The following is a 16,723-nucleotide window of genomic DNA, read 5'->3' as shown; positions in this document are numbered from 1 at the left end:
CCGCTTATTAGCGGGATTTTTTGTTTAGTGATGATGGTGATCGCGGTGATCACGACGATCATCATGGCGATGATCGTGACGCCAATGGTCACGACGTTCACGTTCATGCCAGCGACGTTCGCGCTCACGTTCATAGGCGCGATGGCGCTTCCACTCTTCATGACGCCACCAGCGATGCTCATCGTAACGATAACGATCGTTCCACCAGCGCGGTTCACGCCAGTGACCGCCGTCCCAGTAATTGCCGTGACGATCGCGATCGCCGAGATGCAGCGTAACGCCCGGACCCAAATTGATGGTGGCGCTGTCGGCTTGTGCTGTGCTGATAGCCAACGGGGATAAAGTTGCCAGCAAGGCGGCAAACAAAATGGCACGTTTCATAACTTCTCCTTTTCAGTAGCTTATCACTGCCACCGTTGCGCTAGTTTGCCACATCGGACCAGGTAAGCCTTGAGAATCAGTCTGAAAACGCTAAGGGAAATCTGAAATGAGAATTTTCTGCTGCGGAAAATCCCCGACACATGCCGGGCGGGTAAACGTTTACACTAAGATATTGTGGATGGTGTCGATCTCGTCCTGGCTCAGCACCGGCTGGCTCAACATCTCAACCGCATCATCAATTTGCGCAGTTTTGCTGGCGCCAATCAGCACCGAAGTAACACGCGCATCGCGCAACACCCAGCTCAGCGCCATCTGCGCCAGTTTCTGGCCGCGCTGTTGGGCAATCGCCTGCAGCTGGCGCACTTTTTCCATCTTCTCTTGCGTTAACTGGTTTTCATTCAGGAACTTACTGCCGCTGGCGATGCGCGAATCTTGCGGAATGCCCTGCAAATAGCGGTCGGTTAACACGCCACCCGCCAGCGGCGAGAAGGCGATACAACCGACGCCGTTATCGCCCAGCACATCCAGCAAACCCTGCTCTGGCGTACGTTCAAACATTGAATAACGCGGCTGGTGGATTAGGCATGGCGTGCCGAGGTCGCGCAGAATCGCAATCGCTTCGGCGGCTTTGTCTGCCGGATAGTTAGAGATAGCGGCATACAGCGCTTTGCCCTGACGTACCACCTGATCCAGCGCGCGCATGGTCTCTTCCAGCGGCGTTTCGGGATCGGGACGATGGTGATAGAAGATATCAACGTACTCAAGTCCCATGCGCTTCAGGCTTTGATCGAGGCTGGAAATCAGATACTTACGTGAACCCCAATCGCCGTATGGGCCGTCCCACATGGTGTAACCGGCTTTGGTTGAGATCACCAGCTCATCGCGCAGCCCCTGAAAATCCTCGCGCAGAATGCGACCAAAGTTAGATTCAGCCGATCCCGGCGGTGGGCCGTAATTATTGGCGAGATCGAAATGGGTGATGCCGCGATCAAAGGCGTGGCGCAGCAGTTCACGGCTGTTATCAACGCGTGTACTGTCGCCAAAGTTATGCCACAAACCCAGCGAAATCGCCGGTAACTTCAAGCCGCTACGGCCACTGCGACGGTATTGCATCTGTTGATAACGTTCGGGATGGGGAAAAGCACTCATGCAGCGTTCCTGTCTCAGTAGGGGAGAAAGTGACATCAGCATAGCAGTGTATGCGTTTACACTAAGGCGAAACGCGCCGAAGATCGCAACTTACAGAATTATCTATCGTCGTAACGAATGCTTGCCACAAATCAGCATCACACGATGGTGAATATCTCGCCAATTCAGCCACATCGCTAATACTCCTGATTATCCCCTTAACAAGGAGCTGTCGATGAAAACCCCCAACGTTGGCGATTATTTACTGCACCGATTACAGCAAAGCGGCATCCGACATCTGTTCGGCGTGCCGGGCGATTACAACCTGCAATTCCTCGACAGTGTAATTGCGCATCCCGAAATTGCCTGGGTTGGCTGCGCCAATGAATTGAATGCGGCCTATGCGGCAGATGGCTATGGGCGCTGCAACGGCGCGGCGGCACTGCTGACCACGTTTGGCGTCGGCGAGCTTAGCGCGATTAACGGCATCGCCGGCAGCTATGCCGAATATGTACCGGTGATTCATATCGTTGGCGCGCCCGCGAGTCAGGCGCAGCAGCAGGGCGATTGCGTGCACCATTCGCTGGGTGATGGCGATTTTGGTCACTTCCTGCGGATGGCGCAGGAAGTGAGTGTGGCCTCTGCGGTATTGACGGCGGAGAACGCGGTGGCGGAGATCGATCGCGTTATCAGCGAGGCGCTAACGCAACATCGTCCCGGCTATTTATTGCTGGCGGTGGATGTGGCGGCGGCTGAGATTTCGCTGCCAGAGGAAAAAATTACAGCGGCAGACAGACATCAGCAGGTTGCCGCAGCCTTTGCTGATGCGGCAGAGCGCTTGCTGGCACCGGCGCAGCGCGTGGCGCTGTTGGCGGATTTCCTTGCCGCGCGCTGGCAGTTGCAGCCGCAGCTTGAGGCGTTGCGCCAGCTGCGCGCGATTCCTGCCGCCACCTTATTGATGGGCAAAGGCGTGCTCAACGAGCAGCAGCCGGGTTACGTCGGCACTTACGCCGCGCAAGGCAGCAGCGATGCGGTGCGCCAGGCCATCGAAGATACCGACGTCACGCTGTGCGTCGGCGTGCGGTTTACCGATACCTTAACCGCCGGCTTCACGCAAAATCTGCCTGCCGAGCGCGTGATCGATCTGCAGCCGTTTCAGGCCACGGTCGCTGGCGAGGTGTTTGCGCCGTTAAGCATGCAGCAGGCGCTGGCGGCGCTGACGCCCATTTATCAGCGTCACTGCGCGCACTGGCGGCTGGCGGATGCGCCTGAGTGCGAAGAAAGTGAGCAAATTGCTGCGGCGGTAATCAGTCAGCAGGCATTCTGGCAGGCAATGCAGCGCTTCCTGCAGCCGGGTGATATTATCCTCGCCGATCAAGGCACCGCAGCCTTTGGCGCTGCGGCGCTGCGGTTACCGCAGGATGCGCAATTGCTGGTGCAACCGCTGTGGGGATCGATTGGCTATACTTTACCCGCCACCTTTGGTGCGCAAACCGCGCAGCCGGATCGCCGGGTCATCCTGATCATTGGCGATGGCTCCGCGCAGCTGACGATTCAGGAGTTGGGTTCGATGCTTCGCGACGGCCAGCAGCCGATCATTTTCCTGATTAACAATGATGGCTACACGGTTGAGCGCGCGATTCACGGTGCTGAGCAACGTTACAATGATATCGCGCAATGGAACTGGACCGCGCTGCCGCAGGCGCTGAGTCAAGAGTGCGCGGCGCAGAGCTGGCGCGTCAGCGAAACGGTGCAGCTGGACGCGGTGATGGCGCAATTAATGCGGAATCGGCGTCTGTCGCTGGTGGAAGTGGTGATGGACAAACAGGATTTGCCGCCGCTGCTGCGTAAGGTCACCGCCGCACTGCATCAGCGTAATAGTGGCTAAATTTCGGAAAGTTGCCGCTGGGAAGTCGGGCAGGCGATCGGTAGGCTGTGCAGCATCTTTAAATGGATTACGCCCATCGTGCAGGTGGGCGTTGTTGTTTTATTGGCAGGCTTTTATAGTGTCCTGCAATTGTTTATGACCCAAGCGGAGCAGCAGAAGAATGACAACATACGCCCTGGTCGGCGATGTGGGCGGTACCAATGCCCGTCTCGCATTGTGTGAGGTAGAAAACGGTGCTATCTCGCAAGCCCAAACCTTCTCAACATCAGACTACGACAATCTTGAAGCGGTGATTCGTCACTATCTTGATGAGCAAAAACAGGATATTAAGCACGCTTGTATCGCCATTGCCTGTCCGATCACCGGCGATTGGGTAGAGATGACCAACCACGATTGGGCGTTCTCCACCAAAGTGATGAAAGAGCATCTGGCGCTGGAAAGCCTGGAAATCATCAATGATTTCACCGCCGTTTCGATGGCGATTCCGATGCTGAGCGAAAAGGAAGTGATTCAGTTTGGCGGCAAAGCGCCCGTTGAAGGCAAGCCCATCGCGATTTACGGTGCGGGCACCGGCCTCGGCGTCAGCCATTTGGTGCACGTGGATAAACGCTGGATCAGCTTGCCGGGCGAGGGCGGCCACGTTGACTTTGCGCCAAATAGCGAAGAAGAGGGTGACATTCTCGAAGTGCTGCGCGCGGAGATTGGCCACGTTTCGGCTGAACGCGTACTGTCCGGTGCCGGTTTGGTCAATCTGTATCGCGCCATCGTGAAGTCTGATGAGCGTGAGCCAGAAAACCTCAAGCCAAAAGATGTTACCGAGCGCGCGTTGCAAGACAGCTGCATCGATTGCCGTCGCGCACTGTCGCTGTTCTGCGTGATTATGGGTCGTTTCGGCGGCAACCTGGCGTTGAATCTGGGCACCTTCGGCGGCGTCTATATCGCCGGCGGTATTGTGCCGCGCTTCCTCGACTTCTTTAAAGCGTCCGGTTTCCGCGCGGCGTTTGAAGATAAAGGTCGCTTCCGCGATTACCTGGTTGATATTCCGGTGTATATGATCAGTCACGATCAGCCGGGCTTGCTGGGCGCCGGTGCGCACCTGCGTCAGGTGCTGGGCCGCGAACTGTAAGCACGCAGGCGAGCGGCATCCGCCGTTCGCCTTATAACCTCATCAACTGCCGAAAGGCTTTCACCTTGCTGCGACTCACCGGCACCTGCGCATCCAAATCACGCAACTTAACCAAATAGGTATTGTTAAACCACGGCTCGATTTCACGAATCTTGCTCAGATTGACGCAGTAAGATCGATGGCAGCGGAAGAATTGCTGTTCCGGCAAACGGCTGCAGAATTCACTGATCACCATCGACATCACATAGGCTTCGCGCCGCGTATAAACAAACGTCAGCTTCTCGTGCGCCTCAACGTAATAGATCTCGTTGATGTCGGTGACGATGATGCGTTCGTCTTTCACCAGATTGACGGTTTGTGGCGAGCTGGCCGCCGCGTTTTGCGGTTGCGACTGCTGCTGGGCGCTGGCTTCCAGTTTCTGCAGCATTGTCATGATGCGCGACTCGTGATACGGCTTGAGAATGTAGTCAAAGGCGTCCAGTTCAAACGCGTCAACCGCATGCTCTTTCCACGCGGTGATAAACACAATCAACGGCTTATGGGCAAACTGATTGATGTTTTGCGCCAGCAGCATGCCATCTAGCGACGGAATGTTGATGTCGAGGAAAATCACATCCACCCGATGATTCTGCAGATATTTCAGCACCTCAAGCCCATCATCAAAGCAGGCCTCAACGCTGATTTGGCTGTGTTGCTGAATCATCCAGCTTAACTCTTGCTGGGCGAGAAACTCGTCTTCAACGATGATGGCTTTCACGTGGTGGTTTCCGTGGTAGGGCGCAGCGGCGCAGGTAGCGACTGACCATTCTTGCTAAGCGTAAAGGCGATTTCAGTGCCCGGATGATGGCGGGTGATAACCAACCCCTGACCAGACAGCAATTTTACGCGATGATGCACATTCAGCAGACCAATCTTGTTGCCGGGCATCTCATTACGCGCCACGCGGCTCATCACATCCTCGCTGATGCCGTCGCCGGTATCACGCACTGCGACGCGTACCCGATCGCCCAAATCTTTCACGCTCAGCGTTACCACGCCTTTGCCGCGACAAGGCTGAATACCGTGCACAATGGCATTCTCCACCAGCGGTTGAATCAGCAGGCTGGGCAGCGTGAAGTGCAGATCTTCATCCACGTCATAAATCATCGACAGCTTGTCGCCGAAACGCGCCTGCTCGATCGCGATGTAGTCCTTCACCTGCCACAACTCTTTCTTGATATCGATAAGCTCGTCATCGTTGAGTTCGAGGTTGTAGCGCAGATAACGCGACAGGTTGATCACCAACTGGCGCGCGGTGTCTGGATTAAGGCGAATCGATGAGGAAATAGCATTCAGCGCGTTAAACAGGAAATGCGGGTTAATTTTACTCTGCAGCGCGCGTAATTCAGCCTTGTTCGCCATTTCACGCAACTGCTCAGCCCGCGACACTTCCAGCTGGGTGGAGATGATTTGCGACAGCCCAATCGCCATCTCTTTCAGCGAACCGGTAATGCGATGCGCACGGCGATAATAGATTTTTAGCGTGCCGGTCACTTCCCCTTTTTCCCAAAGGGGAATAACCAACATCGAGTGAATATCTTTGGTGCGATGCGCCTCATCGTTGTTCTTGATGATGATTTTGCCGCTGGCGATCGCCTGCGCAGTGGTTGGGCTGATGGCATCATCGCCGTTGTGATAGTTCTGCTCGCCATAACCGACGTAAGCGAGAATCTGTTTGTTATTGGTGATGGCGACCGCATCGGCGTGAATGTCGCTGCGGATGATATCGCACACTTTGTGCAGCGACTGGCTATCAACCTGACGAAACAGCGGCAGCGTTTTGTTGGCGATTTCCAGCGCCAGCTTGGCCTGACGCGCCGCAATCGCCTCTTTCTCACCTTCAACGCTCTGTACCAGCAGCACGATTAAACCGATACTTGATGCGCCCAAAATCATTGGCAGCGCAATCTCAGACACAATTGCCAGGCCCAGCGTCATCGGCTTGGCCCACAATACAATCAGCAGCATGGTCAGGCTTTCGCACAACATGCCGCCGAGAATACCGGCGCGCCAGCGCTGCTCTTTACTTACCCGGCGATTAATCACGCCTGAGGCAATGCCGGCAATGATGCTGGTGATTAGGCAAGGCACCGCCGTGACGCCATCCATATCAATCAGATAGCGATGCAAACCGGCAATCACACCGGTGGCGATGCCCACCCAGGGACCGAACAGAATGCCGCCGGACATCACCGCAATGACACGCACATTGAGCAGCGAACCGTCGACGTTAATGCCCGACCAGGTGCTGAATAGCGCAAACAGCGAGAATATGGCCGTCACCACCACTTTTTCGCGTACCGAATGCTCATCTTTTTGCAGCAGCTGACGGAACACCCGCGTGCGAGTGAGAAAGAACAGGCAAATCAGCATCAGCGCCGCGCGGTCAAAAACCGCCAGCAGCATGTCGAAGTGGGAAGGCAAGGGCATCTCTCAGGCAAGAAACGGGAGGCTATGATAAAAAATGTGATCACGTTCCGCCAGCGCCACGGCAATGTGCAGACCTTTCTCGTAGTCGAGATCAATTTTTAACATGCCAGGTCGCCATAAATGGCAATCGTACTCCGCCTGTGTAGGGTCGCCATTCATGGCGACCTCCCGAAAAGAGGAATACCTGACTCACAAAAAGAGGATTAGCGAAAGCGTGCGCCGATCGCTGGTTGTGAATACGCCGGTTTGCTATGTTGCCGTATAAAAAAAGGGGGGCTCAGCCATGCAATTACTCACTCCACGTTTATCCCTCAGCCGACTTCAGCCAGAAGACTGGCAGATTTTCAAAGCGGTACACCAGGACGCCGCCGCCATGACGTGGGTTAGTGAAATCCCGGATGAAAACGATATCCGTCAACGCTTTAACGAGCGTTTGGCGCCGTGGCAGGCGAGCAGTTTTCATATGCTGTGTTTGGTGGCACGCATTCGGGAAAGCGGTGAGCCGATTGGGTTGTTTGGCTGTAGCGCCGAATGGCATCCGTATCGTCAGGCCGAAGTGGGTTACATGCTACGCGCGGCGTTTACCGGTTTAGGCTATGGCAGTGAAGCGCTCGACGCGCTGTGCCAGTTTTTACTGCAGGCAGAATTTCATAAGCTGAAAGCGATGGTGATTGAGGGGAATTGGCCGTCGCGCCGTATTCTGGAGAAGAATGGTTTCGCCCTTGAGGGCACGTTACGGGATAATTATCTGCTAAACGGCCAATGGGTAAGCGATTGGGTGTTTGGCCGCCTGAATCCAAATAATTAAAATTATTTTATTCCGCTCTCGACAATCTTGTTATCAGCGCGTTATGTTCTTGGTGCGGTCACCACAGTGACCCACGTCGCTCGGACGGTCCGGGCGCTTACGTAAACCAGAGGACATCATGGCTGATAACAGCACACCCCGTCGTTTCTCGCGTATTGAACGCCTTCCCCCGTATGTTTTTAACATCACCGCTGAATTGAAGATGGCTGCGCGTCGGCGCGGCGAAGACATTATCGATTTCTCGATGGGCAATCCGGATGGCCCTACGCCGCCGCACATCGTTGAAAAACTTTGTCAGGTGGCGCAGCGCGAAGACACGCACGGTTACTCAACCTCGAAAGGCATTCCCCGTTTGCGTCGCGCGATTTCGCGCTGGTACGCAGACCGTTATCAGGTGGAAATCGATCCGGAATCGGAAGCGATTGTCACCATCGGCTCGAAAGAGGGTTTGGCGCACTTGATGCTGGCCACGCTCGATCACGGCGACACCGTGCTGGTGCCGAATCCCAGCTATCCGATTCACATTTACGGCGCGGTGATTGCCGGTGCGCAGGTGCGTTCTGTTCCGCTGGTGGCGGGTGTTGATTTCTTCAACGAGCTGGAACGGGCGATTCGCGAAAGCTATCCCAAACCGAAAATGATGATTCTTGGCTTCCCGTCGAATCCTACGGCGCAATGCGTTGAACTCGATTTCTTCGAACGCGTCATCGCGCTGGCGAAGCAGTACAATGTGCTGGTGATCCACGATCTCGCCTATGCCGACATCACCTACGATGGCTGGAAAGCGCCATCGATTATGCAGGTGCCGGGCGCGCGCGATGTGGCGGTGGAATTCTTTACCCTGTCGAAAAGCTACAACATGGCGGGCTGGCGTATCGGCTTTATGGTCGGTAACAAAGAGCTGGTTTCTGCGCTGGCGCGTATCAAGAGTTATCACGATTACGGCACCTTCACACCGTTGCAGGTGGCGGCGATAGCGGCGCTGGAAGGCGATCAACAGTGTGTGCGCGATATCGCTGAACAGTACAAACGCCGCCGTGATGTGCTGGTGAAAGGCCTGCACGAAGCGGGCTGGATGGTCGATTTGCCGAAGGCGTCGATGTACGTCTGGGCGAAAATTCCCGATCACTACGCGCATCTTGGCTCGCTGGAGTTCGCCAAATTACTGATGCAGGAAGCCAAAGTGTGTGTCTCGCCGGGCATTGGTTTTGGTGATTACGGTGATACCCATGTGCGTTTCGCGCTGATTGAAAACAGCGATCGTATTCGTCAGGCGGTACGGGGGATTAAATCGATGTTCCGTGCCGATGGCATTTTGCCGGGAACGGTGAAAGCGCTGGAAGAAGAAGAGGAATAACCATTAAGTGGGGCGACTCAGCGTCGCCCCGCCTGGCGGCTCTACAGCATCAGTACAAAGGTACCGACCCAAAGCAACAGGAAGAAAGAAATTCCCATCAAAGCGTATCTCACAAAACAACTCCTCTGAGCGGCTACCCGGCGGGCGATCCCAAACCCGCGTAACCCGAACAGAATAAGAGAAAGGTGGAGTTCATCATCGCTACACGCTTTCTTCTCAGGTCGCTCCAGGCAAGCCCGAAACAGGATCGAGGGCTAATTTACGCGGATTTGTCCCAAAAATAAATAGGCCGCTTCTGAGATATCGCTCACATTTTCAGCGGGTCTCAATCTCCGGTATCGCCGACATTCCCACGCGCAGTTTTGCCCGATCCGGCTGGTTCTCATCGAGCACAATTTTCACCGGTAAACGCTGTACCACTTTGGTGTAATTACCAGTGGCGTTGTCCGGCGAAATGGCGGAAAAGGTCGCGCCCGTCGCCGGAGCAATGCTGTCGACGTGACCGCTAAATACCTTGCCTGGCAAGGCATCCACCTTCACGCTCACTTTCTGCCCTTGCTGCACATCCGCCAGCTGCGTTTCCAGATAATTAGCGGTGATATAGGTTTGCTGCAGCGGCACCACCGCCAGCAAACGCGTGCCTGCGCTAACGTAAGCGCCGAGGCGCACTGAGCGCTGACCGACCATGCCATCCACCGGCGCTACAATCCGTGTATAGGAAAGATTGAGTTGCGCCTGATCGACGCTGGCCTGCGCGGCAGTTACATCGGCGGCGGCCTGACGCACTGCAGCTTGCAGCACGCCAACTTGCTTGACGGCAGAAGCCAGCGCCGCTTCGCTCTGGCGTACGGTGGCCGAGGCGGAACGCTGCGTTGAGTTGGCTTTTTGCTGATCGTCCGCGGCGATGGTGCCACTTTTATACAGCTGGTTGTAACGCGCGGCGCTCTGTCCGGCGTACTGCGCGGAAGCCTGGCTCGCCGCTAACGTGGCCTTCGCCTGGTCGATAGTGGATTGCTGCTGTTCCAGCTGCGCCTGGCTACTCAAACGCTTGGCCTCGCTGACCTGCAAATTGGCCTGCGCGGTCTCTAACGCCACACGATAATCGCGGTCGTCGAGCGTGGCCAGCAGTTCGCCGGCCTTTACGCGCTGGTTGTCTTGCACGTTGACGCTGGCGATGTAGCCGGAAACTTTCGGTGCAACCAGCGTGTAATCGGCATTCACATAGGCATCGGTGGTGCGATGATCGTTGCCGGTCATCGATGACCAGACAAAAAAGGCCATCGCCAATAACACCAGTAATAGGGCGCTCAACAGCACCGTTCTTTTCAGAGCAAAAGCTTGCATATCAATTATCTCGACGTCGTCGTAACAGGTTGAATCAGTGTTTGTGGTGGCCACACGCGTTTCGGCAGCCAGGCGGTTAACAGTAAAAGCAGGGCGGCGAAGGCAATAAGCATCTGGTAGCAATCACTCAGGCTCAGCACCATCGCCTGCTGCTTCAGCAAGGTGGCGAAGCCGCTGAGGTTTTCCGCGCTGCTAGCGCTGCCATCCGGCAGCAACGGCAAGCTGCTGCTGGATTGCGCGCTGTTCGGTGCGGTCATCAGCCACGCACGGCTGGCGGCGCTATCGACCAGCACGTTGGAGTGGAATTTTTCACGGTGACTGATAAACCACTCCACCAGCGTGCTGGCGGCGATGCTGGAGAAACCGCGCACGGTGTTGAACATCGCCGAGGCGAACGGGCCTTCCGGCGGCGCGACCACGCTGGTGGCGCTCATCAGCACTGGCAAAATCACCATCGGCTGACCGAACGCCTGCAGAATCTGTATCAGCCAGAAATTCTGCCGCGCCCAATCAGTGGTAATGTGCATGCCCATCAGGCAGGACGTCACCAACAACGCCACGCCCGCCGTCAACATCCAGCGACAATCCACCCAGCGAATATTCAGTAGCGCGGCAACAAATGGGGCGATCAGCAGTTGCGGCAAGCCGATGGTCAACGCCAGCGGTGCAAACTGCAGCGTGCGGAAGCCTTGCACCTGCGCCAGATAGGCCGACGGCAGCGCTGAACCCGACAGCGACAAAATCAGCACGCCCGCCAGCACCAGCAAGCCGTGTGCGAGATTGCGCCGCCCCAGCATCTGTAATTTGAACAGCGGCAGCGGGTGAAACCATTCATTAATAAAGAACACAGTCAGCAACGCCAGCGCGCTGAATAATAGGCCGCTGAATAACGGCGATTCGAGCCAGTCGAGCCGCTCGCCTTGCGTCAGCGCCAGAATCAGCAGCGCGATACCGGAGCAGCCGGTTAGCATGCCGAACAGATCGATCTGTTTAAAACGCTCGAGGCGCAGCGGATCCTGCGGTAAACCCCAGCTAATCAGCAGCATGGCAATCAGCATGGCCGGCACTACTTGCCAGAAGACAAACAGCCAGCTGACGTCATCGGTCCAGAACGCCGCCAGAGAAGCGGCCATATTCGGGCCAAAGGTGGCAGTCAGCGCATAACCCGCTAAACCGTATAATTTGATCGGCGGCGGCAGGAAGCGCAGTGCAACGGTCATCAGCATCGGCGGCAGCGCACCGCCAAATAATCCCTGCACCACGCGCAAAGTGATAAACAGCGTGGCATTGGGCATCAGCGGCAGCAGCAGGCCGCTCAACATAAATCCGGCGGAAACGGTGAGCGCAAAGCGACGCAGCGAAAAGGTGACGGCGAACCAGGGCGCAATCATCATTGCCGCCACTTCAGCAGCCTGATAAGCGGAGATAATCCAGCTGCCTTGATCGTAACTGATGCCGATGGCGGCGCGGATATCGGCTAACGCGATATCGGTGACGCGATCGTTTAATCCCGATGTGAGCGCGGCAATCAGCACGCCAACCAATCCCAGCGCCAGGCGCAGAGTAAACGGATGGGGTGCCGGAGCCGCAATGGGCTGGGCGTTCATAGCAGGTTTCTCGTTATATTGTTGATGCAGTGTATTGCGATGTGATACAGATGGCATCTTACATATCGATATGCTGTATTGCAATGTGATACAGGGTGTAAAAGTGCGATCATTCGCGTTAAAGTAGGGCAGGCCAAAAAGGAACGCATCATGGTTGAACTTCCCTCAAGCCGTGAGGATGAAAAAGCGGGTGGCATTCAGGTCATCGCGCGTGCGGCAAAAATTCTGAATGCGCTGGGTGAACATCCCGGCGGCATGAGTTTGGGTGAAATTGCGCAGGTGGTTGATCTGCCTCGCTCGACGGTGCAGCGCATTATTGGCGCGCTGGACAGCGCACAGCTGGTGCGCAGCAGCGGTGCCGGCGGTTTACGTCTCGGTCCGGCGTTGCTCAAGCTGATCTCCAGCGTGCACAGCGACGTGGTGGAAATCGTGCGTCCGTTCCTCGAACAACTCTCTGCCGAAATCAATGAAACGGTATCGCTGGCGCGGGCCAGCGGCACGCAATTGGCGATCGTGCATTATGTGGTGGCCTCGCGCGAACTGCGTGTGGTGCCGCGCATGGGTCTGAATCTGCCGCTTTACAGCACATCGGGCGGCCGCGCGTTGCTGGCGCTGGAGAGCGATGAAGATGTGCGCGTGATGGTGGGCGAAGCCTATAAAGAGTTAACCGAGATGACGGTGAAAACCCTGCCGCAATTGCTGGAGCTGATTGCCGAAGTGCGCGCCAGCGGATTAGCGATCGATCGCGGCGAGACGCTGGAGGGCATTTCGACCATGGCGGTTGCCATTGATACGCTGTTTGGCCGCTTCTCTATCTCATTGCTGGTGCCGACGGCGCGTTTTCATAAGCAGGAAGCGCACTATCGTGAGCAAATCATCAAGTGCAAAGACGCCTTGATTCGTGAAATTGGCAAAATGACCGCTGTGGAAGGATAACCAACTGATGAAAACCTTGCTGATGGCCATCGATAACTCTCCGGTGGCGGAAAAAGTGATTGCGTTGACCATTGAACAGGCGCTGGCGCATCAGGCGCAGGTCACGGTGCTGTGCTGCGTGGATCCCGCTTACTCCTCCTGTAATCAACCGATTGAGATTGACGCCGGTGAAGATCCGGATGATTTTGTGGCGGCGAAAGATGAGCAGAACACCGCCGAAATGGTGGTGCGTCACGCGCTGGCGCCGCTGCTGCGCGCGGGCGTGGCGGCGAAGGGATTGATTCTGGCCGGTGAAGCGGCGGAAACCATTGTGGCGCAATCCACACTTTTGCAGGCCAGCATGATCATCATGGGGCGTCGCCATTTGTCACCGTTTAATCGTCTGCTAAAAGGGTCGGTCAGCGCCGCAGTGATTGAGCGCGCCAATTGCCCCGTTTTAATTGATGTACGTAAGGATTAACCCCGCTCGATGCTCTCGCTTTTTCCGATTACGCTAGCGGCGTTTGCGCTGCTGGCGATCATTATTATTCTGCTGGTGCGCACCACTTCGCTGCGACTGTGGCAAGGCGTGCTGTTGTTTATCTTGCCGCTGATTCTGGCGAATCTGCTGTGGTTCAGCTGGCTGCACCCGCGTCAGGAGCGTCAGGCGCTGGTGGAAGAGGTGGCAACCCAACTCAGCCTTGCGCCCGGTTATCGTCTGCTAAAAATTCAGGAACCGGCATTGTGGCAGTTGCTCAATCGCGAACTGCTGCATAAACGCCTGGAAGGCGTTCCCGCCGATCAGGCGCTGGGAGATATGCGCGGCTGGTTGATGGATTTGGTCAATCAGCGTCTGACGCGTGCCAGCGATGCTGCGATCATTGACTACATCCGCGTCTCGGTCGAGGAGATGCAGGCACTGCAGCAGCAGGAACCGCAGCGCTGCTTCCGTTTCCTCTATCCGCAGGTGAATGGCGGCGTCAATTTGCAACAGGTGCTGTCACCGGAATTAAATCAGCGCGATGCGCAGGCGCTCGAAACGCTGCTACAGCAAAGCACCGGCAATGAACAGCCGCTGGATCAGGCTGCGGCGCAGCGCGATCTGCAAAGCGTGGTGGAAAAACTCTATGGCAAGTGGGGCGATAGGCTGCAACAGCTGAACATGCCAGCGGATACCGCGGTCGATCGCGGTGCGATGTGTGCGATGTCGATTGATCTCTACAGCGGCATTCTCGCATTGCCTGACAAACAAGCGGCCAATCTTTTACGTAAGATGGTCAGCCTTACCGGTTAGCGGGCAAAAAAAAGCCCGCTCAGCGCGGGCATGAAGGTCACTATCAGTATGTTTATTATTAACTCACCTGGTGTGGTGCAGACTTCGTTTTGTCTGGGTACATAATCGCACCACTGAGTTGATAAGAGAAACCGTTTGGTTTTATCGATTTGATTGGCGAAAGCTTCAATAATCCCGAACATTTCGCGCTTAATTCCTATAGATAAGCGCGGCGTTGCATTTTAGACTGCGACGCTTTAGAGGAAACCCTAATGAAAAAAATGCTTATTAGCGCATTGGCGCTTTTTATGCTGGCCGGTTGTAGCGTCAGCAAACCAGGAGGATTTGAGCGTGTCGATGAAGATACCAGCTCAAATACCGTGCAGTATCGTTACGATCCGCACACGCTGAATAAAGACGCAATGGAGATCGACCTTGCGAATTATTGCAGTCAGCGTGGATTTGATAAGGTGGAATCACTGCCGTCGCAAAATAGCCATTTGCCCGGATTAAAGAAAGCCTGGTATCAATGTAATTACGCGGTAAAAAGCTAAAAAAATAGGGCGGGATAATTTCCCGCCCTTTTTATTTTCTTATTATTTGCTGTGTATGTTCTTTGCCCAACTATCTGCGGTGTCCATAACCGCCGTGCCCATGATGCCAGCCGCCGCCACCATGATGGCCCCAACCTTGGCCGCCGCCTCCACGATGATGATCGATAATACAGCCACTCAACATCGTCATAATGGCTACAACCGATGCAACCTTAATAACTTTCTTCATGGAGAGTCCTCCTCTGTTCCAATGACGCCAGATTACAGGGGAATAGTGGAGTGAAGATGCAGGAAATGTAGAGTTATTGCTGAATGTATTACGGAGTGTGTCAATTAAATGCTAAAAAAGTCGCGGGGTAAAATAAACCAATCGGAATAAGCTGAATGCCTGCTAATAATAACGAGATTACTCCGAAAGGCAAGGGTTAATAATAGTGGTTCTCAATTAACGCTTTATTGTGGATCAATTGTGGAGGAATGGGATGCCGCAAATTGATACGGCATCCCAGCGAACTTAATTATGCAGTAAAGGTTCTACCACGTTTTGGCGATTTGGCAGACGGATACTCAGCGACAACACCAGCGAAATCACCAGCAAGGTCATAATCAGGCTGAAAGTAACGGTGAAGCCACCAAAGGCGGAAGCCACCAGTGAACCCAGCACGCTGCCGATACCGAAGCCAAGGTAAATCAATCCATAGTTCTTCGTCAGGTTGTTCAGACCAAAGAAATCGCTGACCAGCGACGGGAAAACGGTGATGGTGCCACCGAAACTGAAGGCCACGCAGGCTAAGGAGAGGAAGAAGGTCGATTCGTTCATATGGGTGAACAGCAGAATGCTCATGCCCACCAGCGAGACAATTTGCGCCAGCGTAATCACACGGATGCGTGCCATTTTATCCGACAGCACGCCGAGAATCAGGCGACCGCTGAGGTTGGCAATCGCAATCACCGTAACCGCATTCGCTGCCGTCTGCGCGCTAAGATGCACCATGCCTTCACCGATATCTTTCGCCACGCCAATCACGTACAGGCCGCTCATGCATGCGGTTAGGAACATTAGCGCCAGCATCCAGTACTGTGGTAAACGTACCGATTGCGCCAGCGTGTAATCTTTCGCTTCCAGCTGCGTATTGCCGCTGCTCTTCTGCATCGGCGCATCACGCATCAGCAACGCGCCGACAATAATCATGCTCATCGCCAGCACGCCCCAGATCATAAAGGTATTCTCCAGACCTTGTGCGCTCAGCAGTGCACCGCAGATGAATTTGAAGCCAAGGCTGCCCAACCCATACGCACCAATTGAACAGGCCGAAATGAGCCCTTTGCGCTCCGGAAACCACTTCACGCAGTTAGAGAGCGTCATCAGATATCCGGCACCATCGGCCAGTCCCACCAATATCCCGGCGCTGAGGTAGAGCATCATCAGATTATCGGCATGCGCGGTCAGCCAGAAACCGACAGCCATCAAAATGCCCGCGCCGAGGGTAACGTTGCGCACGCCAAAGCGTTCCTGCAGTTTTCCGGCAAGTGAAGAAGCGATCGCCAGGCCAAGACTGAGCAAACCGAACGAGAACGCCACTTCACTGATGGGCGCATCCAGCTTATTCGCCAGCGGGCCGTTAAACAGGCTCCAGGTATAAACCGAGCCCAAAGCGAACTGCGTGATAATGGTGCCGATAAGGGTCAACGTGCGGGTACGTTGGTAATTCGCGGGGGTTGCTGTTGTCATTTTTATCTCTCACTCGAGAAAGCGGAATCTGTGGAGATAATAAGTTGCTCTCGCGCGTGCGGGGGAAACCGTGGCGTGAATGCACCCGACGGTGGAATGAAATGCAGCTAAACGGGTATGAATGACATTGTGATGACAGTA

At 55.2% G+C, this 16,723-nt stretch carries 18 protein-coding genes; 8 read left to right on the top strand and 10 right to left on the bottom strand.

What is annotated here, in order from left to right:
* Positions 1-24: 24 nt before the first annotated feature.
* Both NQH49_RS13690 and mgrA read right to left on the bottom strand, forming a co-directional pair.
* A complete protein-coding gene (locus tag NQH49_RS13690; protein WP_256697031.1) occupies positions 25-381 on the bottom strand; it encodes a DUF2502 domain-containing protein in 357 nt (118 codons plus the stop codon).
* Positions 382-540: 159 nt separating this feature from the next.
* On the bottom strand, positions 541-1,530 hold the full coding sequence (gene mgrA, locus NQH49_RS13685) for an L-glyceraldehyde 3-phosphate reductase (RefSeq protein WP_256697030.1): 990 nt from the start codon (positions 1,528-1,530) through the stop codon (positions 541-543).
* A 214-nt stretch (positions 1,531-1,744) separates the two neighbouring features.
* Here mgrA and NQH49_RS13680 point away from each other — a divergent pair, with 214 nt between their 5' ends.
* Together NQH49_RS13680 and glk are read left to right on the top strand one after the other, a co-directional pair.
* Positions 1,745-3,397, top strand: coding sequence for an alpha-keto acid decarboxylase family protein (locus tag NQH49_RS13680; RefSeq protein ID WP_256697029.1), 1,653 nt, complete (start codon positions 1,745-1,747; stop codon positions 3,395-3,397).
* Positions 3,398-3,557: 160 nt separating this feature from the next.
* Positions 3,558-4,523, top strand: coding sequence for a glucokinase (glk, locus tag NQH49_RS13675; RefSeq protein WP_256697028.1), 966 nt, complete (start codon positions 3,558-3,560; stop codon positions 4,521-4,523).
* Positions 4,524-4,554: 31 nt separating this feature from the next.
* Here glk and NQH49_RS13670 read toward each other — a convergent pair whose 3' ends face one another.
* From NQH49_RS13670 to NQH49_RS13660, 3 genes are read right to left on the bottom strand one after another with little or no spacing between them, the layout of a single operon-like run.
* A complete protein-coding gene (locus NQH49_RS13670) occupies positions 4,555-5,280 on the bottom strand; it encodes a LytR/AlgR family response regulator transcription factor (RefSeq protein ID WP_008101343.1) in 726 nt (241 codons plus the stop codon).
* Positions 5,277-6,968 carry a sensor histidine kinase gene (locus tag NQH49_RS13665; protein WP_293793441.1) on the bottom strand — a complete coding sequence of 564 codons (1,692 nt, stop codon included), beginning with the start codon at positions 6,966-6,968 and terminating at the stop codon, positions 5,277-5,279. Before NQH49_RS13665 ends, NQH49_RS13670 begins: the two co-directional genes overlap by 4 nt.
* 27 nt (positions 6,969-6,995) lie before the next feature.
* Positions 6,996-7,151 carry a hypothetical protein gene (locus NQH49_RS13660; protein WP_256697027.1) on the bottom strand — a complete coding sequence of 52 codons (156 nt, stop codon included), beginning with the start codon at positions 7,149-7,151 and terminating at the stop codon, positions 6,996-6,998.
* 124 nt (positions 7,152-7,275) lie between these two features.
* On the opposite strand from NQH49_RS13660, the gene NQH49_RS13655 reads away from it, so the two are divergent.
* Both NQH49_RS13655 and alaC read left to right on the top strand, forming a co-directional pair.
* Positions 7,276-7,800 (top strand): GNAT family N-acetyltransferase, encoded by a 525-nt coding sequence (locus tag NQH49_RS13655; protein ID WP_256697025.1) that lies wholly within the window; start codon positions 7,276-7,278, stop codon positions 7,798-7,800.
* 118 nt (positions 7,801-7,918) lie between these two features.
* On the top strand, positions 7,919-9,157 hold the full coding sequence (gene alaC, locus NQH49_RS13650; RefSeq protein WP_008101332.1) for an alanine transaminase: 1,239 nt from the start codon (positions 7,919-7,921) through the stop codon (positions 9,155-9,157).
* A gap of 41 nt (positions 9,158-9,198) precedes the next feature.
* Here alaC and ypdK read toward each other — a convergent pair whose 3' ends face one another.
* The 3 genes from ypdK to NQH49_RS13635 all read right to left on the bottom strand — a co-directional run bounded on the left by ypdK (position 9,199) and on the right by NQH49_RS13635 (position 12,108).
* Positions 9,199-9,270, bottom strand: a complete 72-nt coding sequence (gene ypdK, locus NQH49_RS13645) for a membrane protein YpdK (protein WP_099686956.1) — start codon at positions 9,268-9,270, stop codon at positions 9,199-9,201.
* Positions 9,271-9,472: 202 nt separating this feature from the next.
* Complete coding sequence (locus tag NQH49_RS13640; protein WP_256697024.1) at positions 9,473-10,501, bottom strand: HlyD family secretion protein; 1,029 nt, start codon at positions 10,499-10,501, stop codon at positions 9,473-9,475.
* 5 nt (positions 10,502-10,506) lie between these two features.
* Positions 10,507-12,108: an MFS transporter gene (locus tag NQH49_RS13635; protein WP_256697022.1), complete on the bottom strand. Its 1,602-nt coding sequence runs from the start codon at positions 12,106-12,108 to the stop codon at positions 10,507-10,509.
* A 150-nt stretch (positions 12,109-12,258) separates the two neighbouring features.
* Here NQH49_RS13635 and NQH49_RS13630 point away from each other — a divergent pair, with 150 nt between their 5' ends.
* The 4 genes from NQH49_RS13630 (at position 12,259) to NQH49_RS13615 (ending at position 14,850) form a co-directional block, all read left to right on the top strand.
* Positions 12,259-13,044 carry an IclR family transcriptional regulator gene (locus NQH49_RS13630; RefSeq protein WP_256697021.1) on the top strand — a complete coding sequence of 262 codons (786 nt, stop codon included), beginning with the start codon at positions 12,259-12,261 and terminating at the stop codon, positions 13,042-13,044.
* A gap of 7 nt (positions 13,045-13,051) precedes the next feature.
* Complete coding sequence (locus NQH49_RS13625; protein WP_008101323.1) at positions 13,052-13,504, top strand: universal stress protein; 453 nt, start codon at positions 13,052-13,054, stop codon at positions 13,502-13,504.
* Positions 13,505-13,513: 9 nt separating this feature from the next.
* Entirely contained in the window at positions 13,514-14,317 is an 804-nt protein-coding gene (locus NQH49_RS13620) for a hypothetical protein (RefSeq protein WP_008101321.1), read from the top strand.
* A gap of 251 nt (positions 14,318-14,568) precedes the next feature.
* A complete protein-coding gene (locus NQH49_RS13615; RefSeq protein WP_008101319.1) occupies positions 14,569-14,850 on the top strand; it encodes a putative periplasmic lipoprotein in 282 nt (93 codons plus the stop codon).
* Positions 14,851-14,920: 70 nt separating this feature from the next.
* Here NQH49_RS13615 and NQH49_RS13610 read toward each other — a convergent pair whose 3' ends face one another.
* Both NQH49_RS13610 and NQH49_RS13605 read right to left on the bottom strand, forming a co-directional pair.
* A complete protein-coding gene (locus NQH49_RS13610; protein WP_256697019.1) occupies positions 14,921-15,079 on the bottom strand; it encodes a hypothetical protein in 159 nt (52 codons plus the stop codon).
* A gap of 285 nt (positions 15,080-15,364) precedes the next feature.
* A complete protein-coding gene (locus NQH49_RS13605) occupies positions 15,365-16,582 on the bottom strand; it encodes an L-lactate MFS transporter (protein WP_256697018.1) in 1,218 nt (405 codons plus the stop codon).
* Positions 16,583-16,723: the final 141 nt, after the last annotated feature.

It is taken from the genome of Pantoea trifolii (genome assembly GCF_024506435.1).
Classification (GTDB): domain Bacteria; phylum Pseudomonadota; class Gammaproteobacteria; order Enterobacterales; family Enterobacteriaceae; genus Pantoea; species Pantoea trifolii.
This window is presented reverse-complemented; position numbering and strand designations above follow the sequence as displayed.

Bases quoted from the DNA above. Each gene is read 5' to 3' on its own strand.
- alaC (WP_008101332.1), top strand. From the start codon at position 7,919: ATGGCTGATAACAGCACACCCCGTCGTTTCTCGCGTATTGAACGCCTT.
- NQH49_RS13605 (WP_256697018.1), bottom strand. From the start codon at position 16,582: ATGACAACAGCAACCCCCGCGAATTACCAACGTACCCGCACGTTGACC.
- NQH49_RS13690 (WP_256697031.1), bottom strand. From the start codon at position 381: ATGAAACGTGCCATTTTGTTTGCCGCCTTGCTGGCAACTTTATCCCCG.
- NQH49_RS13625 (WP_008101323.1), top strand. From the start codon at position 13,052: ATGAAAACCTTGCTGATGGCCATCGATAACTCTCCGGTGGCGGAAAAA.
- NQH49_RS13640 (WP_256697024.1), bottom strand. From the start codon at position 10,501: ATGCAAGCTTTTGCTCTGAAAAGAACGGTGCTGTTGAGCGCCCTATTA.
- NQH49_RS13610 (WP_256697019.1), bottom strand. From the start codon at position 15,079: ATGAAGAAAGTTATTAAGGTTGCATCGGTTGTAGCCATTATGACGATG.
- NQH49_RS13680 (WP_256697029.1), top strand. From the start codon at position 1,745: ATGAAAACCCCCAACGTTGGCGATTATTTACTGCACCGATTACAGCAA.
- NQH49_RS13660 (WP_256697027.1), bottom strand. From the start codon at position 7,151: ATGAATGGCGACCCTACACAGGCGGAGTACGATTGCCATTTATGGCGA.
- NQH49_RS13665 (WP_293793441.1), bottom strand. From the start codon at position 6,968: ATGCTGCTGGCGGTTTTTGACCGCGCGGCGCTGATGCTGATTTGCCTG.
- NQH49_RS13615 (WP_008101319.1), top strand. From the start codon at position 14,569: ATGAAAAAAATGCTTATTAGCGCATTGGCGCTTTTTATGCTGGCCGGT.
- NQH49_RS13655 (WP_256697025.1), top strand. From the start codon at position 7,276: ATGCAATTACTCACTCCACGTTTATCCCTCAGCCGACTTCAGCCAGAA.
- mgrA (WP_256697030.1), bottom strand. From the start codon at position 1,530: ATGAGTGCTTTTCCCCATCCCGAACGTTATCAACAGATGCAATACCGT.
- NQH49_RS13635 (WP_256697022.1), bottom strand. From the start codon at position 12,108: ATGAACGCCCAGCCCATTGCGGCTCCGGCACCCCATCCGTTTACTCTG.
- NQH49_RS13620 (WP_008101321.1), top strand. From the start codon at position 13,514: ATGCTCTCGCTTTTTCCGATTACGCTAGCGGCGTTTGCGCTGCTGGCG.
- glk (WP_256697028.1), top strand. From the start codon at position 3,558: ATGACAACATACGCCCTGGTCGGCGATGTGGGCGGTACCAATGCCCGT.
- NQH49_RS13630 (WP_256697021.1), top strand. From the start codon at position 12,259: ATGGTTGAACTTCCCTCAAGCCGTGAGGATGAAAAAGCGGGTGGCATT.